The 22,912-nt window shown below is 72.8% G+C and carries 21 protein-coding genes; 10 read left to right on the top strand and 11 right to left on the bottom strand.

Annotation, left to right across the window (positions count from 1 at the left end; all coding sequences use genetic code 11):
• The first annotated feature begins 578 nt into the window (after positions 1-578).
• The 3 genes from ACFFIA_RS09335 to ACFFIA_RS09325 all read left to right on the top strand — a co-directional run bounded on the left by ACFFIA_RS09335 (position 579) and on the right by ACFFIA_RS09325 (position 3,835).
• Positions 579-1,880 carry an extracellular solute-binding protein gene (locus ACFFIA_RS09335; protein WP_377248604.1) on the top strand — a complete coding sequence of 434 codons (1,302 nt, stop codon included), beginning with the start codon at positions 579-581 and terminating at the stop codon, positions 1,878-1,880.
• A 4-nt stretch (positions 1,881-1,884) separates the two neighbouring features.
• On the top strand, positions 1,885-2,928 hold the full coding sequence (locus ACFFIA_RS09330) for a carbohydrate ABC transporter permease (protein ID WP_377248602.1): 1,044 nt from the start codon (positions 1,885-1,887) through the stop codon (positions 2,926-2,928).
• Positions 2,929-2,998: 70 nt separating this feature from the next.
• Positions 2,999-3,835 carry a carbohydrate ABC transporter permease gene (locus ACFFIA_RS09325; RefSeq protein ID WP_377248599.1) on the top strand — a complete coding sequence of 279 codons (837 nt, stop codon included), beginning with the start codon at positions 2,999-3,001 and terminating at the stop codon, positions 3,833-3,835.
• 156 nt (positions 3,836-3,991) lie between these two features.
• On the opposite strand, the gene ACFFIA_RS09320 is transcribed toward ACFFIA_RS09325, so the two are convergent.
• Positions 3,992-5,461 (bottom strand): glycoside hydrolase family 43 protein, encoded by a 1,470-nt coding sequence (locus ACFFIA_RS09320; protein WP_377248596.1) that lies wholly within the window; start codon positions 5,459-5,461, stop codon positions 3,992-3,994.
• A 299-nt stretch (positions 5,462-5,760) separates the two neighbouring features.
• Positions 5,761-6,903, bottom strand: a complete 1,143-nt coding sequence (locus ACFFIA_RS09315) for an endo-1,4-beta-xylanase (RefSeq protein ID WP_377248593.1) — start codon at positions 6,901-6,903, stop codon at positions 5,761-5,763.
• Between the two features lie 187 nt (positions 6,904-7,090).
• Here ACFFIA_RS09315 and ACFFIA_RS09310 point away from each other — a divergent pair, with 187 nt between their 5' ends.
• From ACFFIA_RS09310 to ACFFIA_RS09295, 4 genes are all read left to right on the top strand, one after another.
• Entirely contained in the window at positions 7,091-8,104 is a 1,014-nt protein-coding gene (locus ACFFIA_RS09310; RefSeq protein WP_377248590.1) for a LacI family DNA-binding transcriptional regulator, read from the top strand.
• 952 nt (positions 8,105-9,056) lie between these two features.
• Positions 9,057-9,329, top strand: a complete 273-nt coding sequence (locus ACFFIA_RS09305) for a hypothetical protein (protein ID WP_377248587.1) — start codon at positions 9,057-9,059, stop codon at positions 9,327-9,329.
• Between the two features lie 215 nt (positions 9,330-9,544).
• Complete coding sequence (locus ACFFIA_RS09300; RefSeq protein WP_377248584.1) at positions 9,545-9,871, top strand: BatC protein; 327 nt, start codon at positions 9,545-9,547, stop codon at positions 9,869-9,871.
• A complete protein-coding gene (locus ACFFIA_RS09295) occupies positions 9,871-11,127 on the top strand; it encodes a cupin domain-containing protein (protein WP_377248581.1) in 1,257 nt (418 codons plus the stop codon). The genes ACFFIA_RS09300 and ACFFIA_RS09295 overlap by 1 nt, the downstream gene beginning before the upstream one ends.
• 62 nt (positions 11,128-11,189) lie before the next feature.
• Here the strand turns inward: ACFFIA_RS09295 and ACFFIA_RS09290 are convergent, their stop codons facing one another.
• The 6 genes from ACFFIA_RS09290 to ACFFIA_RS09265 all read right to left on the bottom strand — a co-directional run bounded on the left by ACFFIA_RS09290 (position 11,190) and on the right by ACFFIA_RS09265 (position 16,462).
• Complete coding sequence (locus tag ACFFIA_RS09290) at positions 11,190-11,840, bottom strand: hypothetical protein (RefSeq protein WP_377248578.1); 651 nt, start codon at positions 11,838-11,840, stop codon at positions 11,190-11,192.
• 50 nt (positions 11,841-11,890) lie between these two features.
• Positions 11,891-14,539 (bottom strand): FtsK/SpoIIIE domain-containing protein, encoded by a 2,649-nt coding sequence (locus ACFFIA_RS09285; RefSeq protein WP_377248575.1) that lies wholly within the window; start codon positions 14,537-14,539, stop codon positions 11,891-11,893.
• Positions 14,532-15,413, bottom strand: a complete 882-nt coding sequence (locus ACFFIA_RS09280; RefSeq protein ID WP_377248572.1) for a hypothetical protein — start codon at positions 15,411-15,413, stop codon at positions 14,532-14,534. The genes ACFFIA_RS09285 and ACFFIA_RS09280 overlap by 8 nt, the downstream gene beginning before the upstream one ends.
• Positions 15,414-15,420: 7 nt before the next feature.
• On the bottom strand, positions 15,421-15,681 hold the full coding sequence (locus tag ACFFIA_RS09275; protein ID WP_377248569.1) for a hypothetical protein: 261 nt from the start codon (positions 15,679-15,681) through the stop codon (positions 15,421-15,423).
• 194 nt (positions 15,682-15,875) lie between these two features.
• Positions 15,876-16,244 carry a PIN domain-containing protein gene (locus ACFFIA_RS09270; protein WP_377248567.1) on the bottom strand — a complete coding sequence of 123 codons (369 nt, stop codon included), beginning with the start codon at positions 16,242-16,244 and terminating at the stop codon, positions 15,876-15,878.
• The gene (locus ACFFIA_RS09265; RefSeq protein ID WP_377248564.1) at positions 16,241-16,462 is read right to left on the bottom strand and encodes a hypothetical protein; all 222 of its coding nucleotides are present in this window, start codon (positions 16,460-16,462) and stop codon (positions 16,241-16,243) included. The genes ACFFIA_RS09270 and ACFFIA_RS09265 overlap by 4 nt, the downstream gene beginning before the upstream one ends.
• A gap of 176 nt (positions 16,463-16,638) precedes the next feature.
• Here ACFFIA_RS09265 and ACFFIA_RS09260 point away from each other — a divergent pair, with 176 nt between their 5' ends.
• Positions 16,639-16,899 (top strand): hypothetical protein, encoded by a 261-nt coding sequence (locus ACFFIA_RS09260; protein ID WP_377248561.1) that lies wholly within the window; start codon positions 16,639-16,641, stop codon positions 16,897-16,899.
• Positions 16,900-17,067: 168 nt separating this feature from the next.
• Here the strand turns inward: ACFFIA_RS09260 and ACFFIA_RS09255 are convergent, their stop codons facing one another.
• The 3 genes from ACFFIA_RS09255 to ACFFIA_RS09245 form a co-directional block, all read right to left on the bottom strand.
• Positions 17,068-18,543 (bottom strand): S1 family peptidase, encoded by a 1,476-nt coding sequence (locus tag ACFFIA_RS09255; protein ID WP_377248558.1) that lies wholly within the window; start codon positions 18,541-18,543, stop codon positions 17,068-17,070.
• A 221-nt stretch (positions 18,544-18,764) separates the two neighbouring features.
• Positions 18,765-19,736: a LysR family transcriptional regulator gene (locus ACFFIA_RS09250; protein ID WP_377248556.1), complete on the bottom strand. Its 972-nt coding sequence runs from the start codon at positions 19,734-19,736 to the stop codon at positions 18,765-18,767.
• A gap of 101 nt (positions 19,737-19,837) precedes the next feature.
• Positions 19,838-20,437, bottom strand: a complete 600-nt coding sequence (locus tag ACFFIA_RS09245; RefSeq protein ID WP_377248554.1) for a hemerythrin domain-containing protein — start codon at positions 20,435-20,437, stop codon at positions 19,838-19,840.
• Between the two features lie 158 nt (positions 20,438-20,595).
• Here ACFFIA_RS09245 and ACFFIA_RS09240 point away from each other — a divergent pair, with 158 nt between their 5' ends.
• Positions 20,596-21,480: a GDSL-type esterase/lipase family protein gene (locus ACFFIA_RS09240; RefSeq protein WP_377248552.1), complete on the top strand. Its 885-nt coding sequence runs from the start codon at positions 20,596-20,598 to the stop codon at positions 21,478-21,480.
• A gap of 75 nt (positions 21,481-21,555) precedes the next feature.
• Positions 21,556-22,905 (top strand): M20/M25/M40 family metallo-hydrolase, encoded by a 1,350-nt coding sequence (locus ACFFIA_RS09235; RefSeq protein ID WP_377248550.1) that lies wholly within the window; start codon positions 21,556-21,558, stop codon positions 22,903-22,905.
• Positions 22,906-22,912 lie beyond the last annotated feature (7 nt).

The raw sequence follows: 22,912 nt of genomic DNA, 5'->3' as shown, positions 1-22,912 counted from the left end.
AAGGCTCGGGTCCTGCCAGGGCTCGGGGATGGTCACCGCGTCCGGCGCCGCGGCACGGTCGCTCATGACCGTCCTCGCTTCGCCGCGGGCGGCCTCGAAGCCGCGGTCGCACCGTGGGTCGCACCGTGCCCGGAGCCTCGCTCGCGCCGATCGCGCGGGGGCCGTCCTCGCTTCGCCGCGGGCGACCACGAGGCTCCGATCGCACTGAGCCTCATGATTCGTTCGCTCCGCTCACTCATGGAAGAGTGTCTCCTGTCGTTCGCATCACAGTTTCGGGCATGTTCCGGTATCCGCCTGCGCCTGCGATGCCGGGCTTCCGGCCTGCTCGAAACTTCTTCCGAGATGTTTCCGGAACATCTTTCGGGCGGCTAGCGGTCTAGGTTGCCTTACGGTAACGCTTGTGTCCGCCCAGCGATAGGGCTTGACCGGTAGTTCACGTCGTCGTAGCGTGCGCCACATCACCTTGAATTATCGGGCCGACGCCGAAAACTTCCGGGCACCTCAGGCGACGGCTCCGTGACGGCCTACGGACCACCACGGCCGGCGCCCCTGGCCGGCCTACCCCGAAGGGATGGCACATGACGACCCCCACATACTTCTCGCGCAGATCGGTGCTGGGCCTGGCTGGCCTGGGCGCCGGCGCGGCGCTGCTCGGCGGTTGTGGCGACGACGGGTCCGGCGACTCCGGCAGCGGGGACGGGTCGGCCACGATCGACTGGTGGCACATCTCCAACGTTGACCCGATGCTCACCACCTGGGCCAACCTCGCCAAGGACTTCCAGACCGCCAATTCGGGCGTGGAAGTCAAGATCACTCCGCTGGAGAACGAGGCATTCAAGGCGAAGCTGACCACCGTCACGCAGGCGGGCACCCCGCCGGACATCTTCCACTCCTGGGGCGGCGGCGTGCTCAAGCAGCAGGTCGAGGCGGGGCTGGTCAAGGAGCTCGACCTCGGTGACGCGGCTGCCAGCATCAACAGCAACGGCCTGGACATCTACAAGGTCGACGGCAAGCAGTACGGCGTACCGTTCGACCTCGGCATGGTCGGTTTCTGGTACAACAAGGAGCTCTTCGAGAAGGCCGGGATCTCGGCACCGCCGACGACCTGGGGCGAGTTCCTCGACGCGGTCCGCAAGCTGAAGGGCTCCGGCACCACCCCGATCGCGCTCGCCGGCTCGGAGAGCTGGACGGCCCACTTCTACTGGGCCTACCTCGCCATCCGCATCGCCGGTGTGGACGGGCTCGCCGCGGCCGCCGCGGACGGCTCCTTCGACCAGCCCGACTTCGTCGCGGCGGGCGCGCGGTTCAAGGAGCTCATCGACCTCGACCCGTTCCAGAAGGGTTTCCTCGGCGCGAAGTACTCGGCGACCGACGGCCAATCGGCGATCATGGGCAACGGCCAGGCGGCGATGGAGCTGATGGGGCAGTGGGCCCCGACCACCGAGGCGGCGTACTCCACCACGAAGAAGGGCATCGGCGACAAGCTCGGCTTCTTCGCCTTCCCGTCGGTCGACGGCGGCAAGGGCTCGGTCGACGACGCGTTCGGCGGCGGCAACGGCTTCGCCCTCGGCAAGGACGCCCCGCCGCAGGCGACGGAGTTCATCAAGTTCCTGCTCAGCGCCGACAGCCAGCGCAAGGGCGCGGAGAGCGACTCGATCCTCCCGGTGACCATCGGCGCCGAGGACGCGCTCAAGGACCCCAACCTCAAGACGGTGCACGCGGCCATCGCCAAGGCGCCGAAGTTCCAGCTCTACCTCGACCAGGCCTACCCGCCCGCGGTCGGTACGCAGGTCAACGACAGCGTCGCCGAGCTGGTGGCCAAGAAGGCCACGCCGGAGAAGGTCGCGCAGGACATCGCCAAGGTCGCGAAGAACCAGTAGGTGCATGAAAACGACGACGCAGGGGCCGGAAGGACAGCTTCCGGCCCCCTCTTCCCACCGGACCGGCCGGCGCGCCGGCGCGGCTCGCCCGGGGCTCGCCCCTGAGCGGCCGCGCCCGCGGGTCGACGGTTCGCTGCGCCGGCGCCGCCGGCTGGACAAGCTGACGATCGCGCTCTTCCTCGCGCCGGCGCTGCTGCTCTTCGTCGTGCTTGTCGTCGGCCCGATCGCGCTCGCGATGTACACCAGCCTCTTCAAGTGGAACGGCTTCGGCGGCCTGCCCACCGACTTCGTCGGCCTCGACAACTTCCGCCGGCTGTTCCAGGACGACGTCTTCCTCGGCGACCTGGAACGCGGCGCGATCCTCGTCGTCCTCTCGGTCGTCGTGCAGTTGCCGTTCGCCCTCGGCCTCGCGCTGCTGCTCAACCAGCCGATGCGCGGGCGCGCCCTCTACCGGCTCGTGTTCTTCGCGCCGTACGTGCTCTCCGAGGTCATCACGGCCGTCCTGTTCACGATGGTCTTCTCGCCAAACCGCGGCCTCGTCAACCAGCTCAGCGCGGCGCTCGGGCTGGGCCTGGAGCAGGAGTGGCTGGCCAACCCGGACACCGTGCTGTACGCCCTGTTCTTCGTGATCAGCTGGAAGTACTTCGGCTTCCACATGATCCTGTACCTGGCCGGGCGGCAGAGCATCCCGAAGGAGCTGACCGAGGCGGCACTGACCGACGGCGCCGGCACCTGGCAGGTGTTCCGTCACATCACGCTGCCGCTGCTCGGGCCCACGATCCGGATCAGCGTCTTCCTGTCGATCATCGGTGCCATCCAGCTCTTCGACATGGTGTGGGTACTCACCGGCGGTGGCCCGATCCACGCCTCGGAGACCATGGCGGTCACCATGTTCCAGTACGGCTTCCGCCGCTCCGAGGTCGGCTACGCCAGTGCGATCAGCGTCGCGATGTTCCTCATCAGCCTCGTGTTCGCGCTCTTCTACCAGCGGTTCGTCATGCGCCGGGACATCGAGGGCGCCATCACCACGATGAGGGACAAGCGATGAGCGAGCGAATCATCAGGCTCAGTGTGCTTTGTGGAGCCTCCTTGTCGCCCGCGGCGAAGCGAGGACGGCCATGAGCGCGCGTACTGACACGAAGGTGCGCAACGTCTGGCTGCACATCATCGCGATCTTCGTCGGTGCCGGCGTCATCGTGCCGGTGGCGTTCGGCGTGCTCGGCGGCTTCAAGGACAACGGGCAGCTCTCCACCAACCCGTTCGGGCTGCCCGACCCGTGGGTACCGGAAAACTACACCGGCATCCTCAGCTCCAGCGGGTTCTGGCGGCCGCTGTTCAACAGCACGCTGATCGCGGTCGCCACGACGGTGCTGCTGGTGCTGGTGGCGGCGATGGCGGCGTACGTCTTCGCCCGCTTCAACTTCCGCGGTCGCGAGTTCTACTACACGATCTTCGCCGCAGGCCTGATGTTCCCGTTCGCGGTGGCGATCCTGCCGCTCTTCGTGCTGCTGCGCGAGCTGAGCCTGCTCAACAGCCCGCTCGGCGTGATCCTGCCGCAGGCCGCGTTCGGCCTGCCGGTCACGATCATCATCCTCCGCGCGTTCTTCCGTACCGTCCCCGGAGAGGTCGAGGAGGCCGCGATCCTCGACGGCTGCACGCCGTTCGGCTTCTTCTGGCGGATCCTGCTGCCGATGGCCCGCCCCGCGCTGGCCACTGTGTCGGTGCTGGCGATCGTCAACAGCTGGAACAACTTCATGCTCCCGCTCGTCGTCTTCACCGACCCCGCCTGGTGGACCCTCCCGATCGGTGTGCAGCAGTTCCAGGGGCAGTACGCGTCCGACACCGCGCGCGTCCTGGCGTACGTGGTGCTGGCGATGGTCCCCGCACTCGCGTTCTACTCCATGGCGGAGCGCCAGCTCGTCGGCGGTCTGGCCTCGGGCGCGACGAAGGGCTGAGCGAACCAGAGGGACTGGGCTGACGCTGAGCGCCGTCCACCAGCTCGGATCGGGCGAGCTGGTGGACGGCGCTCAGCCGCGTGCGGGCGACGCCGTGCGGGGGCGATGCCGTGTGGGCCGGTTTCGAGTGCGGCGGTGTCGTGTGTGGAGCTTCGGTCAGAAGTCGCCGTCAGGCTCGTACGCGAACCAGTCGAAGCGGACCGTGCCGCCGATCGCGTACATGCCGATGACCCGGCCGGTGAAGCCGCCCGCGACCTGTGTGGACAGGTAGCGGCCGTCGAGCTCCTCCAGCACGACGAAGTGCCCGTTCGGCGTCTCGTACCCCAGGCGCACCACGTCGGGCTCCTGCCGGGGGTGGTCGGGGGAGGGGCCGGAGGCCTGGGTCTCGACGCGGAGCACGACCGGGCCGTCGGGCACCGGGCGGGCCGACCGCCACAGCTCCAGCGTGCCGATCCGGGCGCGTACGCCGATCTCGCCGCCGCCCGCCTCGACCTCGTAGTGGTGCTGCTCGTCAAGGCGTACCGCGAGGCCGCCGTGCCCCTCCGCGGCGTCGACCAGCGCGCGGACCCGGCAGGCGTGGTGCTGCTGGCGGCGGCCGATGAACGACACGGACGGGTCGTCCAGCGAGCCGTCCTGGGCGTGCAGCGTGAGCCAGCCGGGGCGGTCCTTGAGCGACCAGGCGTGCGCCGGCCGGGAGCGTACGGAGATCCAGCACGGCCGCAGGTCGGCGCCGTCGAAGTCGTCGCGGGCCGGCGGCACCGGCACCGGTGCGGGCGGAAGGCCACCGGTCATGGTGGTGGCCACGTCGCCGATCACCGGCCAGCCGTCTTCCCAGGTGACCGGGGCGAGGAAGGTCTCCCGCCCGAGCACGTGCCAGCCGGGCGAGCCACCGCGCGGGCGGGTGCCGAGGAAGAGGAGCCACCACGAGCCGTCGGACGCCTGGACCAGGTCGCCGTGTCCGGTGTTCTGGATCGGATGGTCGGTGCTGCGGTGGCTGAGGATCGGGTTGCGCGGGCACGGCTCGAACGGCCCGTCCGGCGCCGGCCCGCGGGCCACCGAGATGCCGTGTCCGGCGTCGGTGCCGCCTTCGGCGATCAACAGGTACCAGAGGCCGCCTACCTGGTAGAGGTGCGGCGCCTCGGGCCACTGCGCGCCCGGCGTACCCGACCAGATCGTGCGGGGCGGGGACAGCGCGGCGCCGGTCGCGAGATCGACCTTGACCTGCCGGATGCCCGCGTAGGTGGCCCAGCAGGTGCCGCCGGCGTCCCAGGCCAGGTCGGGGTCGATGCCCACCTCGGGCAGCCAGACCGGGTCGGACCACGGGCCGGCCGGGTCGGTGCTGGTGACGACCAGCGTGCCGGCGCGCGGCACCACCGACGTGACCAGGTGGAAACGGCCGTCGTGGTAGCGGAGCGTGGGCGCGTACACACCGCCGGAGGAGGGCGTGCTCGGCGGCAGGTCGAGCTGGGTCGTGCGGTCGAGCGCGTTGCCGATCTGCTCCCAGTGGACCAGGTCCTGGCTGCGGAAGACCGGCACGCCCGGGAAGTATTCGAAGCTGGAGCAGGCGAGGTAGTAGTGCCCCCCGACCCGGCAGACGCTCGGATCGGGGTGCATGCCGGCGATCACGGGGTTGGTGAAGGTGCGGATCGGATCCTCCCGTCCGGTGCGTCACGTGGCGCCCGGCGGGCGCCTCCCCGTTGGTGGGCCCTCGCGAAAGCGCGTGCGCCCCCGCGAGGATCCCACCACTCTGGCCCGGCGGCTAGGGCGTGTCTGGTGGATCTTGTGGGTGCGAGGCGAGGTCCAGGCGGCGGTCCGGTGGTGCCGGGCGGAAGGTCGCATACCGGTGTTGTATGTGGCCTTTCGTCCGGTGCCGCCGGGCGCCGTCTGGGCCCGCCGCAGCCCCGCAAAGATCCACCAGACACGCCCTAGCGCCCGGCCACCGCGAGCGTCTGGCTGACGGCCTGGTAGGCCGGCTTCTGCCCGTAGTTCTCGTCGAGCAGGTTGGCCGCGCCCTCACCGTCGAACCAGCCAGGTACCCAGGAGTACTTGTCGGTGAAGCCCCACACGGTGTACGAGGTGCACCGCTTGGCCAGCAGGCAGGCGCGCAGCAGGACGCTGTATCCGTTGGCCTGGGCCTGGAGCTTGGCGTTGTCGGTCGGCATGATCATCCGGACGTCGACCTCGGTGAAGGAGGTCTCCAGGCCGAGCGCCTCGAAGCGCTGGACGTTCTGGAGCGCGCGGCCGTCGAAGCCGTACTGCACGCCGAGGTGGCCCTGCATGCCGAAGCCGTGGATCGGCACGCGGTCCTTCTTCAGCTGCTTGACCAGCGCGTAGTAGGCGTCGGTCTTCGCGTTGAGGCCCTCGACGTTGTAGTCGTTGATGTAGAGCTTGGCCTTCGGGTCGGCCTGGTGCGCCCACCGGAACGCGTCCGCGATGTAGCCGGGGCCGAGCTTCTGCAGCCAGAACGTGTCGCGGAGGTTGCCGTTGTCGTCGATCACCTCGTTGGCGACGTCCCAGGCGTACACCTTGCCGCGGAAGTGACCGGCCACGTCGAAGATGTGCTGCTTGAGGATCTTGCGCAGCTCGGTGGCGTCGATGGAGCCGTCGGCGACGCCCTGGGTGAGCCACTCGGGGTTCTGGTTGTGCCAGAGCAGCGTGTGCCCGCGCACGCCCTGGCCGTTCTGCCGGGCGAACCGGACCAGCTCGTCGGCGGGCCCGAAGTCGAGCACGCCCCGCTCGCGCTCGATCTCCGACCACTTCATGACGTTTTCGGCGGTCACGCTGTTGAACTCGGCGGCCACGCGCTCCTTGTAGGTGGCGTCGTCGGCCAGCGCCGACATGTCGACCGCGGTGCCGATCTTGAGGCCGGCGCGCTTGGCGAGCGCGCGGAGCGTGTCGGCGTTGGCGTTGCCACCGCCCTTGGTCGCGGTGAGGGCGGCGGCGCCCGGCACGGACGCCGGGACGGCGGCGACCCCGCCGGTGGGCGCGGCCGGCGCACCCGTCGCGTTCAGGGAGACGAGGACGGCCGCGGCCACAGCGGCGCCGGCGACCACGCGAGTCACCTTCATGGATGTCCCTTTCCACGTAAGCTTCCGGAACACTTCCGCAACTTGTTCGGAACGCTATGCGTGTCGATGCGGGTCGTCAAGCCCTGGAAGTGCGGCAAGATAGGCGGTGGAAGCCCGTCGGAGGGGCGAGTTCGGCTCGGAAGTGTTTCGGTCGTACGCTGGCCTCCTTAAGACGAAGGAGCGAAACGTGACGGTCGACGAGGGGCGCAGGATCACCATCACGGCGATCGCGCGCGAGGCCGGCGTGTCGGTGCCGACGGTGTCGCGCGTGCTCAACGGGCGCTCGGACGTGGCGCCGCAGACCCGCGAGCGGGTCGAGGAGCTGCTGCGGCGGCACGGATACCGCCGCCGGGCGGCCCGTCCCCGGGTCAGCGCCAGCCTGATCGACCTGGTCTTCAACGACCTCGACAGCCCGTGGGCCGTGGAGATCATCCGTGGTGTCGAAGACGTGGCGCACGCGGCCGGCGTCGGCACCGTGGTCTCCGCGATCCACCGCCGCACCGCTTCCACGCGCCAGTGGCTGCAAAACCTGCGTACCCGGGCGACCGACGGAGTGGTGCTGGTGGCGAGCGATCTCGCCCCGCCCGTACACGCCGAGCTGCGCCGCCTCAACGTGCCGATGGTGCTGGTCGACCCGGCCGGCGTGCCGACGCTCGACATCCCCACGATCGGCGCGACCAACTGGACCGGCGGCCTGCGCGCCACCGAGCACCTGCTCTCGCTGGGGCACGAGCGGATCGGCTTCATCGCCGGCAACCCGCAGATGCTGTGCAGCCGGGCCCGCCTCGACGGCTACCGGGCCGCGCTGGAGGCGGCCGGCCTGCCGATGCACGACGAGCTGATCCAGCCCGGCGACTTCTACCACGAGTCCGGGCTGGAGGGGACCAAGGCGCTGCTCTCGCTCGACAACCCGCCGACGGCGATCTTCGCCTCCAGCGACCAGATGGCGTTCGGGGCGTACGAGGCGGTGCGGCAGCGCGGGCTGCGCGTGCCCGACGACGTGAGCGTGGTGGGCTTCGACGACCTGCCCGAGGCACGCTGGTCCTCGCCGCCGCTGACCACGATCCGGCAGCCGCTGGCAGAGATGGGGCTGCTCGCCGCGCGTACCGTGCTGCGGCTGGCCCAGGGCGAGGCGGTGGAGACGCCCCGGGTCGAGCTGGCCACCGACCTCGTCGTGCGCGACAGCACGAAGGCGCGCTAGCGGCCTGCCCCACGGATTGACACGGGCGCCGGCGAGGCGGTGCGGTGGCATCTGATCCAGGCCGCTGCTTCCGCAGCCTTACCCTCCGCGTTCACAACCCTGCCCTGACCCGTCGGCTGCGGGGTTGGGCCTCCGGACGCACTCGACATCACCCCCAGTAACCACCGCGCCGGTGTCGGTGGTGGCAGATTCGAGATCAAGACGAGTTGTGGCGTCAGTGGCGCCGTGGCGCCATAAGTCGTCTTGATCGGGGTCTCCGTGTGCGGGGGTAGTGACAGGGGAGGCCGGAGGCGAGAGAAAGCACCTCGCGCGGGCAGGCCGAAGCGAGCACACCACCAAGATCCCGACAATTTCCCTGTCTTTGCCGTCTTCCGCCACGGTCGAGGCGGCAAAGTCCCCGACATTGCTGTCACGCGCCGCCGGTCGCGCCCCGGCCACGCACGCCGGGGCGCCGGTCGCGGAGGGTGCGGACGCGGGCAGCGGTCTGGAGCCAACGCCACTCGGCTGTGACGTGCGTATTCTCCGGGACCGCGCGGAGTGTCAGGAACGGCTGGCCCGTCGGGAGCGCATGGATCTTCCTACTCGCATGGGGACCAGGATGTGCCCGACATCATGATCAACTTAAGCGGGGCGGCGGTCCGGACGGCGGCGGACGTCGCGGCAGCCCAGATCCGCGGGTCTGTGTGGCGAGGGCCTGTCGCGGTCGGTGCGCGGCCTGGCGTGCGGCGCCTGGCAGGCCCTTGGTCGGCAAAGGGGGCGAAGCAGGCGTTCGCCCGCTGGGCATCCGAAATTTTCGATGTTGGCCGGTGCCATCTGGCGCGGGCGGTCGTGTCCCGATAAGCTCTGTCCGTTTTCCGGGAGATTACCGATACATCATTGACGAGCGAAGGCCGGCAATCGATACTTGGGAACGCTTCCATTGATGGTGCTGAGCGAGGAGGATGTCCGTACGATGGCTCAGACGCTCCCCGCCCGCACTCGCGGCCGGCGGGCCGCCGTAGGTTCCGCGGCCGCCGCGCTCACCTTCCAGCGGCGGATCGGCGAGTCGTGCGTCGAGGAGGCGTTCCGCACGGCCTGGGCCGCCGGCCCGACCGCCGGGCTGTGCGTCGACACCGGCGTGCGCGTGCGTACCGCCGGGTCCGGCATCCGCGTGCGGCGTGCCGGCGGCGTTCGGTCTCCACGGCACCGCGTGCGCGGCGGGCTGACGGGAGGGCGACACACCTGAGCCCTCGCCCGCGCGGCGGAGGTTCACCGAGACCGGGCACAGCGCGGCAGACTGCCCAGCTGCCGCGCTGTGCCCCCCTTTTGTACGCGTCCCCTTCCTTGCCCCCATATCCGACTTGTCGCGCCTCATCGGGGCGAAACCCCATACGTTAGAAGTGCGCGTGCCCGGGTACTTCGGGGACCCGGTACGAGGTGACGACGCAAAGGGGGGCATCGATGAGGCTCGACGACAATGACATGACCAGCACCGGTGGTGGTCGCGGCGAGGGCCCGGCCGACGGCGGCGCGAACCCGATGGGCCGCGACGGCGGTGCCGACGGCGGCGCGGGCGGCGAGGGCCCCGCGGACGGTGGCGCGAACCCGATGGGGCGCGACGGCGGGGCGGACGGCCAGGCCGGCGGGGAGGGTCCCGCCGACGGTGGCGCGAACCCCATGGGGCGCGACGGCGGCGCCGACGGCAGTGCCGGTGAGGGTCCCGCGGACGGCGGTGCCAACCCCGCCGGCCGGGACGGTGGCGCCGACAGCGGCGCGTCCCGGTCCTGATGGACACCGGTCTTCCGGGCGGCGCGCCGGGCGGGTCCTCCCGCCCGGCGCTCGCGCGGTGCGTGGCGGTGGAGCCGGCCAAGTTCGCCGGGGCGTACTGGGGTCGCGCGCCCCTGCTCTCCCGGGCCACCGAACTCGCCGGCCCGGACGGCTTCCGTGACCTGCTCAGCCCGGAGGACGCCGACGAGCTGCTGAGCCGCCGCGGGCTGCGTACCCCCTTCCTGCGGGTCGCCAAGGACGGCCAGGTGCTGCCGGCGGCACGCTTCACCGGCGGTGGCGGGGCCGGCGCCGAGGTCGGTGACCAGGTGCTCGACGAGCGCGTCCTCGGCCTGTACGCGGACGGCGCCACGCTCGTGCTCCAGGGTCTGCACCGCATCTGGCCGCCGCTGGTCGACCTCGCCCGCGAGCTGGGCGGGCAGCTGGGGCAGCCGTTGCAGGTCAACGCGTACCTGACGCCCGCCGGCAGCCAGGGCTTCGCGACCCACTACGACACGCACGACGTCTTCGTGCTCCAGGTGCATGGCCGCAAGCGGTGGCGCATCCACGAGCCCGTGCTGCCGGACCCCCTGGAACGCCAGCCGTGGGGCGGCCACGCCGACGAGGTGTCGGCCGTCGCCGAGGGCCCGGCCGCGATCGACGAGGTACTGGAGCCGGGCGACGCGCTGTACCTCCCGCGCGGCTGGCTGCACAGCGCCCAGGCGCAGGAGGGCCCGTCGCTGCACCTGACGGTGGGGGTGAAGGCGCTGACCAGGTACGCGCTGGTCGAGGCGCTGCTCGAGCTGGCCGCCGAGGACCCGCGACTGCGCGCCACGCTGCCGTACGGCGTCGACCTCGCCGACCCGGAGCAGGTCGAGCCCGAGCTGACCGAGACCGTCGAGGCCCTCCGCGCCTGGCTCGCCGGAGCCGCGCCCGGCCCGGTCGCCGACAAGCTGCGCGCCCGCGTGTGGCCCGCGGCCCGCCCCGCCCCGATCCGCCCGCTCGCCCAGGCGGACGCGATGGCCGCGCTCGGCCCCGACGACCACGTGAGCCCTCGCCCCGGCCTGCGGTGGCGGATCACCGCCGCGCCCGACGACCGCGTCGCGCTGCACGCCTTCGACCGCACGCTGACCCTGCCCGGCGGCTGCGCACCGGCCCTGCGGGCGCTCCTTGAGGGCGGCGTGACCCGCGTCGGCGACCTGCCCGGCCTGGACACCGACGAGGACCGGCTCGTGCTGGCCCGCCGCCTGCTGCGCGAGGCGGTGCTGGTGCCGGCCTGAGCCCTCGCCCCGTGCCAACCGGCGCGGCGCGCTCTGGCCACGCGTGCCGTGCGGGGCGTCGGTCAGGTGAGGAAGTACAGGGCCACGGTCGTGGTGAGGCCCGTCGCCAGGACGACGGTGATGGTCGTGGCGTCCAGAGCGACGTGGCGGCGGTCGGCGACCACGCGGGCCGGCCAGAGGCCGACGAACGGGGCCACCAGCAGCACGACCAGCGCGAGCACGGGCAGGCCCACCGCGAGGTCGCCGCCGGACTCGCGGCCGGCCCACAGGGTCATCTCGCGCAGGGCGAACGCCACCGCCGCGCCGAAGGCGCTCAGCACGATCAGCCACGGATACTGGGACTGCTGCATGCGGCCGGGGCGCCAGGCCTCGTCGATGGTGCGGGAGCTGTTTTCGATGAGCTGGTCGGGGTTGTACCGCTCACCGGGCTGGAGGCGGACCGGCGGGGGAGCCGCGCCGTAGCGGGCCGCGACCGGGCCGAGGCGGCGTACGGTCGTGCGCCACACCTCGTCGGCCTCCGCGTCGATGCGTTCGACCATCGACATGGCCGTGTCGAGTGCCTCCCGGGCTTCCTCGACCGCGGCGGCGGCCTCCCGCTCGGCGCGGGCGGCGGCGGCGACCTGGCGTTCGTACCACTCGTCGGCCTCGGCCCGCTGGGCGTCGACGCCGGCGTACGCGCGGGCCAGCCGCGCGATCGCCTCGTGATAGGTCATGCCCGTCCGCGCTTCGCCGCTGGACGGGCGGGAGGCGCTCCGGCCGCCGGTCATCCGCTCAGCCCGTACGGGATGACGACCTCGGGCGTGCGGTGGCGGGCGCGGTCGAAGTACAGGGCGCGCCACGGGCGGGGGTACCAGGCGGGGCCGCCCTGCTGCGGGAAGAAGCCGGCCAGGTCGGAGCCCTGCACGTCGAGCGCGATCCACGCGCCGATCGAGTCGGTACGGGAGCCGGGGCCGCCGAGGTCGTCGCGGAGCCGGCCCACGCCGCGCCACCAGCCGAGTACGTGCGTGCGCCGCTCCGGGCCGGTGTTGAGCAGCCGCCGCAGGTGGTCGTGGCCGGAGCGGCCCCCCTCCTTGACCGCTAGGCGGGAGGCGGCGGCGTCGCAGGCGAATATGACGATGTAATGCGGGCGGGAGCCGTCCGGTTCGAGGGAGGCGAGGAGGGCGGGGAGGCTCTCGGCGTCGTACCAGCCGGTGTCGGCGGGCAGGTCGGCGCGGAGCGACTCGGCGGTGGCGGCCGCGTCCGGGTCGAGGCAGGCGACCGAGAAGCGGGCGGTGCCGTCTTCGTGCTGCCGGGCCAGCGAGCGGGCGGCGGCGGCGAGCACGGCGCACGCCTCGTCGACGCGCGTGCCGAGCACGGCCAGGTTGCGGCCGGGCGAGCGGGTCAGCGGCAGGCGGGCCGAGTGGGCCTGTACGTCGATCGACTCGCCGAGCAGCACCACCGGGTCGATCGCCCCCGGCGCCAGCTTGACGAAGTCGGGCGCCTCGGCCAGCCGGGGCACCGCGTCGCCGTCGAAGAGCCGGGGCGCGCCGAGCCACGCTGGCCGGTCCTGCCAGAGGCGGTGCTGCAGGTCGCCCCACACGCGCCGGTCGCTGGCCGCCGGGATGCGCACGATCCGGTTGGCGTCGGGCGCGCCGGAGTCGGCGTTGACCACGGCGTGGTGGCGGGGGAGCGTCTCGGCGGCGGTGTTCGCCTCGTGCAGGATCCGCCGCGCCTTGGGCAGCGCGATCCGGAGCGTGAACTGGGCGACCAGCGCCGGCCGCCCCCACAGCGCCTCGATGCCGGAGACGTCCTGCGAGGCGAGGATGAGGTGGATGCCCTGCGAGCGCCCTCGCCGGGCCAGGTCTTCGAGGAGGGTCGCCGCCTCCTGGGCGAGCGCGTCGCGGCCGGTGAGCAGCACCTGGAACTCGTCGATCACCGCCACGATCCGCGGCCAGTGCCCCTCCGGGTCCTCGTGCCGCAGCTCGGACAGCTTGGTCACCTCGTGCTGCTTGGCCGCGTCGGCCCGCCGCCGCAGCTCGCGGCCGAGGAAGCGGAGCAGCGCCAGCCCGAACTCCCGGTCGGTGTTGACGTTGACCCCGACCAGCCGTACGTGCGGCAGCCAGCTCGGGTCACGCCGCCCCGGCGCGAACCGGGCGAACGACACGCCCTCCTTGAAGTCGAGGAGGTAGAAGGCCAGCTCGGTGGGGGAGTACCGGGCGGCGAGCGCGCCCATCCACGCGTAGATCAGGTTGGTCTTGCCGGTGCCGGAGGGGCCGGCGATCAGCGCGTGCGGCGGGTAGTCGGAGAGCGTCACCGACACCGGCCGCCCCTCCGGGCTGTCGCCGACCGGCGCGGTGAGGCCGCCGGCCGAGTACTCGGTCCAGGTCTCGCCCTCCGGCGGGATGAGGTCGTGGAAGACCGCCGGCGCCGGTCCGACCGCGACCCGGTCGGCGATCCGCCGGCAGGTGGCGGTGACCAGCTCGGGCGGGGGCGGCGGGTCGAGGAGCACCGGCAGGGGGCCGCAGCCGGAAAGCTCCGCGCGGTCGCCCTCGACGCGTACGACCTCCACAGTGGAGTGTGCGGCCACCGGGATGCCGCGCACGATCAGGTGTACGCCGCACGCCGCGCCGGTGCGCAGGATCCGGTCGAGCTGGGCCCGCTCGTGGCGCGAGGGCTCGTCGCCGCCGAGCAGCACGGCGACCCGCCAGGGCTCGGGGCGCCGCCCGGTGGCCAGGGCCATCTCGGCGAGCGAGGCGTAGTCGCCGGCCAGCACCGTCTCGTTGATCCGCCGGATGTGATCGACCAGCCCGTCGAGGAGCGGCGTGAGCCCGCCCGGCCCGACGAACTTGAGCAGCCCCGCGGGCGCCAGTGGCGCGAAGCCGGCCAGGCCGCCGCCGAGCCGCTCCGGGTCGTACCCGGTGATCTCGATCTGGCCCTGCGCGGTGCGGCCGAGGGCGCGCAGCAGGAGGGTGGCGACCACGGCGTCGCCGCCGAGCTGGACGTTGTCGACCAGGGCGACGTGCCCGCGGTCGAAGAGTGGCACGAGCGCCGGGGCCGGACCGGCGCCGGGGACGTGGATCTCGCCGATGCGGAGCAGGTCCGGCGGCTCGCCCCGGGCGGCGGGGGTGGGGTGCCAGGAGGCCCACGCCTCGCCCGCCGCACCGGGGGAGCGCATCGCGCCGGCCACCGCGGCCCGCCTGGCCAGGTCGGCGAGCGTGGCGGCGTGCCGCGCGTCGAGCTCGGCGAGGCGGCGGTCGCGCTCGGCGGCGGCGCGGGCGGGGCGCTGGGCGGCCGCCTGCCGTACCCGCTCCAGCCGCGCCTCGGCGGCCGCGAGGTCGGCCTTCGCCGCGTCCTGGTGGGCCCGGGCGGACGCGCGGGCGCGCGAGAGCTGGGCACGGACCGACTCGACGACCGACGTCCGGACGTCAGGCATGGGTCTCCGTGTCGGGTACGGGCTCGGGGGCCTCGGGGTCGAGCGAGTCGGGCTCGCGGTCGAGCAGCCGCAGCAGTACGCCGGTGACGACGCTGCCCACCACGGCGAAGTCGGCGGGGTGTGGCGGCGGGGCGTCGTGGTCGCGCGGCCGCACCGGAACCCGGCAGATCCGCTGGAGCTGGATCTGGAGGATCTCCGGCGGGAGGCCGGGCAGCAGGTCGCGCACGCGCGGCTCGATCTCGCGGGTGAGCACCGGCAGGTCCTCCTCGCGCGGCCGGTGCCGGAGCAGGTCGCTGGCGAGCCGGTACAGCACCGGTGGGGCGAGCGCGGCGAGCCCCAGCCCGACCGGCGCCTCGACGCCGCCCAGTTCGCGGTGGAGCCGGTCGCGGTCTTCCGAGCGGACGCCCGCCGCGACCCGCCGCATGAGGTCGGGACCGTCGGTGGCCGCCGAGTCGCCGCGCGCCGCGGGGCTGCCGTGGCCGGTCAGCGCGGCGACCCGCTCGGCCCACCACCGCCCCAGCGGTGGCGGCGCGCCGTCGGGGGACGCCGGCTGCGCGGGCGGCGCGCTCTCCGGATCCATGGCGGTGCGCCACGAGCCGTCCGGAGCCGGCGTGCCGTCGTGCGAGAGGCCAATCGAGGTGAGGTACGCCAGCAGCGCGTCCTGCGCCACGCGCAGCGCCTGTGCGGCCTGCTCGGCGTGCTCCATCGCGCCGGCCAGCCGCGGTACGCCGATCGGGTCGACCGACTCCTGGCGGACCCACATCAACAGCTCACCGGCGAGCCGCAACCGCTCCACGGCGACCGCGACCAAGCCGATCGGCAGGTCGTCCGACGTCGCGCGGACGCTGGCGCCGAGCTCCTGGACGAGGGACATGGCCGGGCTAGAGGGCTGCTGAGTACTGCTGTGCCTGCTCGACCGCGGCCATGGTGGCGGCGAGGCACTCTTCCAGCTCCTGCGTGGCCTGCGTCAGTGACGCGTGCGCGGTGCTGACCGCCTCGTGGCCGCTCCCATCCAGCGCGACCGCGAGGCTCTGCTGAGCCTCGGCGAGCTTTTCGCTGGCCGCGTGGACGGCGGCCTGCCCCTCGCTCACCTGTTGGATCGCGGCATCGATGGCCGACTTGACCTCGGCGACGCTCGCCACGGGGGAAACCTCCTGGGGGCTCGGAGGACGCTATTCCTATCACGGTAGACCGGATGCCCCCGCCTCGGCCCCCTACCGATTTGCCGCTCAGCGCGAATGAAAGATTACCCTCCGCCAATATCGGGAGCTTGTGCCCTCCGTGCGGCGAGCCCGGTCGGAGGCGAATGAAATTGAGTGACCACTCAGGACGTGCATCACCCGCGGCGTACGGCGCGCGGGCCCACCACCTCCGCGCCGAGCCCCCGTACCCGCTCGCGCAGCCCTCGGTCGGCGGTCACCACGACCGTGCGCCTCGGCCGGGCCGCCGCGACGACGTCCACGATCGTGTCGTCACCCGATCCGGGTGCGGCGACCACGCGTACCCCGTCGACGCCCTCCACGTCGCGCGCCCTTCCCTCCAGCACCAGGACGACCTCCAGCGGCGGCGGTAGGTCGGGCAGCCCTTCGGCGGCGAGCGGCACGAGGGCGTCGCGGAGGCGGGCGGCCGCGCCGGCCCGGTCACGCCACCAGCCATCCGGACGGGAACCGACCACATTCGCCCCGTCGACGACGACCAGCGTCACGGCTCGACGCTCGGTGCCTCCAGCCCGAGCGCGGCAAGCATCTCCTGCCGGCCGGTCCGGGTCGCCTCCTCGCGGGCCAGCAGGGAGGCGTACTCGGCGAGGACCGCCGCGTCCGGCGTACCGGCGAAGTCGTCGACGAACTGCTCCATGTCCCGGACGGCTCTGGTGTGCAGTTCGGCCGCCTGCCGCGCCCGCAGCAGGATGTCCGCGTCACTCATGCCGCTCCTCGCTTCGCCGCGGGCGGGGATGGGGCTCCGGCCACGCCGTGCCTGATGGTTCGCTCGCTCATCCCACGTTGATATCCGATCGGGCGGCGCGACACACGGGATGTGCCGGGTTTGGCGTGCTTCGCCACCGGACAACTCTGAGCGGTGGGACGATGGAACCCTTGGGGGTGATCTTGTTGGCGGACAACGGCGAGCGGCGCGATCCGGCCCTGGACGCGTTCGCGCGGTGGTGGGACGGCGTGGCCGACGACGACGAGCGGGCCATGATCAAGGCGGCGGTGGCGGGCAGCTACCAGATCCCGCTCAACCTGGCGGAGCGGCTCTCCCAGGCCGGGGCGGTCGTGTCGATGCCGGCGGGCGGCGGGCCGGCCCGCGACCCGCGGCTGCCCGACGCGTACGCCGACTACGCGATCAGCCACCCCAGATAGGCCGGTCGTCGCCGGCCCGAGACGGCTCCGCCTGGTGTCCGGCTCCGCCTGGTGTCCGGCTCCGCCCTGGCGTCCGGCTCCGCCGGGCGAAAGGCGGGACCGGCGGAAAGGCCAGGACGGGCGCGGCCCCTCGTGGCAGCGCGCCCGCCCCGGTGTCCAGGTGGGTTCCTACGGGTTGCTGAAGCCGAGCGTGTAGCTGCCCGAGCCGCTGTACGCGTGCACGTGGTACCGGTAGTAGCCGGCCGTGCCGCTGTAGGTCAGCGTCTCGTCGGGGTTGGGCGTGATGCCGCTGGCGACGTTCGCCCAGGCGCTGCCGTTCCACCGCTGGAGGTACACGTCGAAGTCCACACCGGACGGCCCGTCGAGGCAGGCCCGGTGCGTGCCGGACGCGGACGAGTAGTAGTAGCTGCCGTCCGGCTGGTACACGCTGGCGCCACGCGCGAGCGATCCGCTGCGCGTGAACTCGTACCCGGAGCAGCCGGTGGGCGGGGGCACACCGGGGCCGCCGCCGCTGGTGGTGAGCGTGAGGCCGTACACCGAGAGGATCTCGTTGAGCGGCTGGAAGTACGTCGTGCCGCCGGAGGTGCAGTTGCCCGAGCCGCCGGAGGTGACGCCCTGCGCCTGCTGGCCGGAGAGCCACGAACCGCCCGAGTCGCCCGGCTCGGCGCACGCGTTGGTACGGGTGAGGCCGGTGACGGTGCCCTGCGGGTAGTTGACCGTCGAGTTCTTGGCCTGGACCGTGCCGCACCGCCAGCCGGTGGTGGAGCCGGAGCGGCAGATCGACGCGCCCACGGCCGCCTCGGTCGAGCCGGCGACCGTCACGTTGCCGCCCGCGTAGTTGTTGACCCACGGCTGCGGCGTCCAGTTGGAGTTGACCTGTACCCAGGCGTAGTCGTTGCCCGGGAACGACGAGCCGCGGAACGTGCCCTGCGCGACCTGGTTGAAGCCCTGCGTGGCCGTACCGACGGTGCCGCAGTGGCCGGCGGTGACGAAGCCGCCCGAGACCGCGAAGCCGACCGAGCAGCGCCCGCCCATGTAGTACGCGTCGCCGCCGCGCACGTCGTAGAGCGGCACCGGGGCCTCGCTGGAGGCGACCACGCGCACGGCGTCCGACTTGGCCGTGGCCGCGAACGCGCGGGCCGCCGCCGCGTCGCCGCGCGCCAGCACGACGACCGTGTTGGTGACCACGTCGACGTACCAGCCGGGCACCGCGCCGGCCGGCGCCTTGGCCGCGTTGCGGTCCAGCGTGGACTTGACCGCGTCGAGCTGGGCCTCGCTGCGGGTCACCATCCTGGCGGTGGCGCCGGCGGCGGTGACCTTCGCGGCCTGGGCCTTGGTGGTGACCGCGACGACCAGCGAGTCGGCGCCGGCGGTCAGCCACGCGCCGCCGTACGCCGCGCCGAGGTCCTTGCGCAGCCGCGCGTCGGTGCGGCTGGCGTCGTCTTCGCGGGCCAGCCGGGCCCGCGCCTCGTCGGCGGTGAGGCCGAGGTCGCGCTGCATCGCGCCGAGCATCTGCGCGGAGGCGGCGCCGCCGGCCGGGGGCACGCCGGGGCCGGGCGCCGCGACCGCGGGGGCGGCCGGCAGCGCCACGGCCCCCACGGGCAGCAGCGCCGCCGCCGCGAGCATGGCGAGTCTTCGCTTCATGGGGGTTCTCCTGGGGGTTGGAGTCGAGCCTCGCTCCACCGGGACCAGGCGGCGCTCACGCACCGTCCGGACCCTTGCGGCCCGGGGCCGCAAGGGCGGTGGAGGGAGGTTCATCGAGGTGTACGGCGCGACCCTAACGGCCGTTCAATTGATCGCGGCAGATACCAGGTGGGTAATACCGCGCCGTGTCACTCCCAGGAGAGCCGGTCGGTTTGGGGAGGTCAGATCGGGGCGACCTGCTGGGCGCCGAACGGGGGGTTGTCGCTCAACCAACGCTGGTAGAGCGGGTTGCGGCCGACCATGTCCTCGTACGCGGCGACCGCGTGGCCGAGCACGTCGTCGGCGAACTTGGCGGCCAGCGCCTCGGGATGCCAGCCGAGCAGCAGCCGCCAGCGCAGGGGAGCGCCGGCGAGCGGGCGGGTCACCAGGCCGCTGACCGGGCGGAACGTCGCCTGGCACAGCGCCACCGCCTCGCCCGACTCCACCATGTCGATGCAGCCGCGCACGTCCGTCTCGTACACCTTCCGTGGGGTGAAACCGGACCGGGCGCAGGCCGCCGCGAAGCAGTCGCCGAAGCATCCGTCGCCGGGGGCGGCCACCCACTGCGCCTCGGCGAGGTCGGCCAGGTCGACCTCGTCGTCGGTGGCGAGCGGATGGGCGGTGGGCAGCATGACGAAGACCGCGTCCACGGAGACGACACGCCAGGCGAGGCCGTGCGCCGCCGAGGGCGCCGCGTCGCCGCAGACCCCCACGAGTACGTAGTCGAGCCGCCCGCCGAGCACCATCTGGGCCAGCTCGTCCGCGTACCACGAGGCGTAGGTGCTGATCTGTGCCTCGGGCTGTGCGGCGGAGAGCCGGTGCACCAGGCCGCCGACGATCGGGCTGTTGGCCCCGCCGACCCGGTAGCGGGTCATCACGTCCCCCGTGCCGGCGAGTCGGGCCGCCTCGTCCTGCAGCCCCTTCATCGCCGGCAGTAACACTCGTGCCCGGGCGAGAACCAGCTCGCCGAGGGCGGTCGGGCGCGCACCCCGCCGGTCGCGCTCGAAGAGCGGGCCGCCGAGTGTGCGTTCAATGCGCTGGAGCTGTGCCGTGAGCGCTGGTTGTGCCAGCCCCAGTTGCGAGGCAGCCTTGGTGACGCTGCCCGTCTCCGCGATCGCGACGACCACCTTGAGGTGCCGCAACTCCAGGTTCATAGCGTGACGGTAGGACCAACGTGCGATCACCGAAAGACCTTCGGCCTGTGAAAGCTCCCCCAAACGCCAGGTTGACTGTAACCGAATGGTTAACGGGATGATCAAAAGAGCCGACTGGCGTATCGGCGGAAAAGGATTTCCTCCCGCGTAGGGCGCCCGGTCACCGCGTCCCGGAGGCGGTCGATCAGGCCGAGGGCCGGATCGGTGAGCTTGTTCCACGGTGGAGTGGCCGGCGCGCCGGGATGCGGGCGCGTGGGGGCGGCCTCCTCGGCGGTCTCGATCCGGTTGCCGAGGCGCACCAGGTCTTCGGGAGTGGCGATCTCGGCCAGCCGGTCGAGCAGGCCGGCGGTGGCGTGCGCGTGCCGCCGCAGGGCCGCCGCGGTCTCCGCCGGCCGGTCCTCACGGAGCGTCGCGAGCAGCGCGCGGGTCGCGGCTATCTCGCCGTCGGCGAGGGCGGCCCCGCCGGGGACGGACGACCGGACGGCCGGGTAGACGTACTGCGCCTCGGCGGAGAGGTGCCGGACGGCGGTCGCGGCCAGCACGTCGGCGAGGTCGCGCCGGCGGCGGGGCGGCAGGGACTGGTCGGCCAGCGCGGTGCAGAGCGCGGCGAGCTGCCGGTGCTCGGTGGCGAGCACGTCGGCGGCGGGCCGGCCGGCGGGCGAGCCCGGGGCCGGCGGCAGGGGCGGAAGGCCGAAGGTCACGGCGCGGGTGGTACCCCATCCCGTAACCGCGGAAACCGGTGAAGTTTGTAGGGCTTTTACCGGGACACGCCGCTTAACCATTGCCACCGATATAACTCACAGATTACCGTCTGGTCACCCCGCGCAACTCCGTCATCCCGCGTCCCGGAGGCTCACCCATGTCACTCCCGCGTCGCATGCTGCCCAGCGGCCGATGGCTGCCGGCGCTCGCGGCCAGCGTGGCGGCCACCGTCGCCGCCACGCTGTTCGTGGCCGCGCCCGCTGCCGCCGCCGACCCGTTCCCCTCGTCGATGGCGAGCACGGGCGACTCGATCACCCGCGGTTTCAACGCCTGCGGCTTCTACGTCGACTGCACGTCGCGCTCGTTCAGCACCGGCACCGACGCCGGGGTCAACAGCCACTACCGGCGCATCCTCGCGGCCAACCCGGCGGTCAGCGGGCGCAACCACAACGTCGCCGAGACCGGCGCGACCGTCGCCGACCTGCCCGGGCAGATCGACCTGGCGGTCAGCCACCAGGTCGACTACGTGACCGTGCTGATCGGGGCCAACGACGCCTGCGCGAGCAGCGAGGCGGGCATGACGCCGGTCGCCACCTACCGGGCGCACCTCGACACCGCCCTGGCCCGGCTGAAGGCCGGCCGCCCCGGCGCGCGCGTGTTCATCATGAGCATCCCCGACATCAAGCGGCTCTGGGAGGTCGGCCGGGGCAACTTCCTGGCCCGCAGCGCCTGGTCGCTGTTCGGGATCTGCCAGTCGATGCTCGCCAACCCCACGTCCAACGCGGCCGCCGACGTCGCCCGCCGCGACCGCGTGCGCCAGCGGGTCGCCGACTACAACACGCAGCTCGCGGCCGCCTGCGCCGCCTACGGGTCGCTGTGCAGGTACGACGGCGGCGCGATCTTCAACTACCCGTTCACCCTCTCCCAGGTCTCCGGTTGGGACTACTTCCACCCCGACACCGACGGGCAGACGGTCCTCGCCCAGACGAGCTGGGCGGCCGGCTTCTCGTGGGCGTCGTCGGCACGGCGCGCCCGCCACTGACTCCCCGGTGCGACCCCCCGGCTCCGCCCTCGTGGCGGGGCCGGGGATCGCGTCCGTCCCTGGTATGAAGGGCGCATGAGGGAGCCCAGCGAGCTAACCACCAGCGACCGAGCGTCGGCGACATTGCGCGGGGTCGACGAGGTCGTCGACATCTGTCGCGACCTCCTGCGGATCGACACGACCAACACCGGCGACAACGACACGAGCGCGGGCGAGCGGGTCGCCGCCGAGTACGTGGCGCGGCAGCTCGCCGAGGTCGGCATCGCCTCCGAGATCTACGAGTCGGCGCCGGGTCGGGCCAGCCTGGTGGCCCGCATCGAGGGCACCGACCCCGGCCGCGACGCGCTGCTGGTGCACGGCCACCTCGACGTGGTGCCGGCCCAGCCCGACGAGTGGACGGCGCACCCGTTCGGCGGCGAGATCCGCGACGGCTTCCTGTGGGGGCGCGGCGCGATCGACATGAAGGACTTCGACGCGATGGTCCTCGCCGTCGTGCGCGAGTGGCGCCGCACCGGCGTGCGCCCGCCGCGCGACATCGTGCTCGCCTTCACCGCCGACGAGGAGGCCGGCGGGACGTACGGCGCGCACTTCCTCGTCGAGAAGCACCGCGAGCTGCTCGACGGCTGCACCGAGGCGATCGGCGAGGTGGGCGGCTTCTCGTACACCGTGAGCAAGGACCTGCGCCTCTACCTGGTCGAGACCGCCGAGAAGGGGATCAACTGGCTGCGGCTGCACGCCCGTGGGCGCCCCGGCCACGGCTCGATGGTGCACGACGACAACGCGGTCACCGCGCTCGCCGAGGCGGTCGCGCGGGTCGGTCGGCACCGCTTCCCGGTCGTGGTCACGCCGACCGTGCGGGCCTTCCTGGAGGAGCTCTCCGACGCGCTGGGGATCGAGCTCGACCCGGACGACCCGGAGACCGCGATCGCCAAGCTCGGCCCGATCGCCAGCCTCATCGGCGCCACCGTGCGCAACACCGCCAACCCGACCCGCCTCGACGCCGGCTACAAGGACAACGTGATCCCCAGCCGCGCCTCGGCGACCATCGACTGCCGCACGCTGCCCGGCCAGGCCGACCTCTTCCTCGAGCAGCTCCGCGAGGTGATCGGCCCGGACCTTACGATCGAGCACGTGCAGCGCCAGCCGGCGGTGGAGACCACCTTCGACGGGGCGCTGGTCGACGCGATGTCCGCCGCGCTGCGGGCCGAGGACCCGGGCGCGCGGCCGGTGCCGTACATGCTCTCCGGCGGCACCGACGCCAAGGCGTTCCAGCGGCTCGGCATCCGCTGCTTCGGCTTCGCGCCGCTGCGGCTCCCGCCCGACCTGAACTTTTCCGCACTCTTCCATGGCATTGACGAGCGCGTCCCGGTCGAGGGACTACAGTTCGGCGTGCGTGTACTCGACCGTTTCCTGCGCAACTCCTGACTGACCC

Origin of the sequence: Phytohabitans kaempferiae, assembly GCF_042433955.1 — a bacterium.
Taxonomy (GTDB): Bacteria; Actinomycetota; Actinomycetes; order Mycobacteriales; family Micromonosporaceae; genus Phytohabitans; species Phytohabitans kaempferiae.
This window is presented reverse-complemented; position numbering and strand designations above follow the sequence as displayed.

Bases quoted from the DNA above. Each gene is read 5' to 3' on its own strand.
- ACFFIA_RS09335 (WP_377248604.1), top strand. From the start codon at position 579: ATGACGACCCCCACATACTTCTCGCGCAGATCGGTGCTGGGCCTGGCT.
- ACFFIA_RS09330 (WP_377248602.1), top strand. From the start codon at position 1,885: ATGAAAACGACGACGCAGGGGCCGGAAGGACAGCTTCCGGCCCCCTCT.
- ACFFIA_RS09325 (WP_377248599.1), top strand. From the start codon at position 2,999: ATGAGCGCGCGTACTGACACGAAGGTGCGCAACGTCTGGCTGCACATC.
- ACFFIA_RS09315 (WP_377248593.1), bottom strand. From the start codon at position 6,903: ATGAAGGTGACTCGCGTGGTCGCCGGCGCCGCTGTGGCCGCGGCCGTC.
- ACFFIA_RS09305 (WP_377248587.1), top strand. From the start codon at position 9,057: ATGGCTCAGACGCTCCCCGCCCGCACTCGCGGCCGGCGGGCCGCCGTA.
- ACFFIA_RS09300 (WP_377248584.1), top strand. From the start codon at position 9,545: ATGAGGCTCGACGACAATGACATGACCAGCACCGGTGGTGGTCGCGGC.
- ACFFIA_RS09295 (WP_377248581.1), top strand. From the start codon at position 9,871: ATGGACACCGGTCTTCCGGGCGGCGCGCCGGGCGGGTCCTCCCGCCCG.
- ACFFIA_RS09290 (WP_377248578.1), bottom strand. From the start codon at position 11,840: ATGACCTATCACGAGGCGATCGCGCGGCTGGCCCGCGCGTACGCCGGC.
- ACFFIA_RS09285 (WP_377248575.1), bottom strand. From the start codon at position 14,539: ATGCCTGACGTCCGGACGTCGGTCGTCGAGTCGGTCCGTGCCCAGCTC.
- ACFFIA_RS09280 (WP_377248572.1), bottom strand. From the start codon at position 15,413: ATGTCCCTCGTCCAGGAGCTCGGCGCCAGCGTCCGCGCGACGTCGGAC.
- ACFFIA_RS09265 (WP_377248564.1), bottom strand. From the start codon at position 16,462: ATGAGTGACGCGGACATCCTGCTGCGGGCGCGGCAGGCGGCCGAACTG.
- ACFFIA_RS09255 (WP_377248558.1), bottom strand. From the start codon at position 18,543: ATGAAGCGAAGACTCGCCATGCTCGCGGCGGCGGCGCTGCTGCCCGTG.
- ACFFIA_RS09250 (WP_377248556.1), bottom strand. From the start codon at position 19,736: ATGAACCTGGAGTTGCGGCACCTCAAGGTGGTCGTCGCGATCGCGGAG.
- ACFFIA_RS09240 (WP_377248552.1), top strand. From the start codon at position 20,596: ATGTCACTCCCGCGTCGCATGCTGCCCAGCGGCCGATGGCTGCCGGCG.
- ACFFIA_RS09235 (WP_377248550.1), top strand. From the start codon at position 21,556: ATGAGGGAGCCCAGCGAGCTAACCACCAGCGACCGAGCGTCGGCGACA.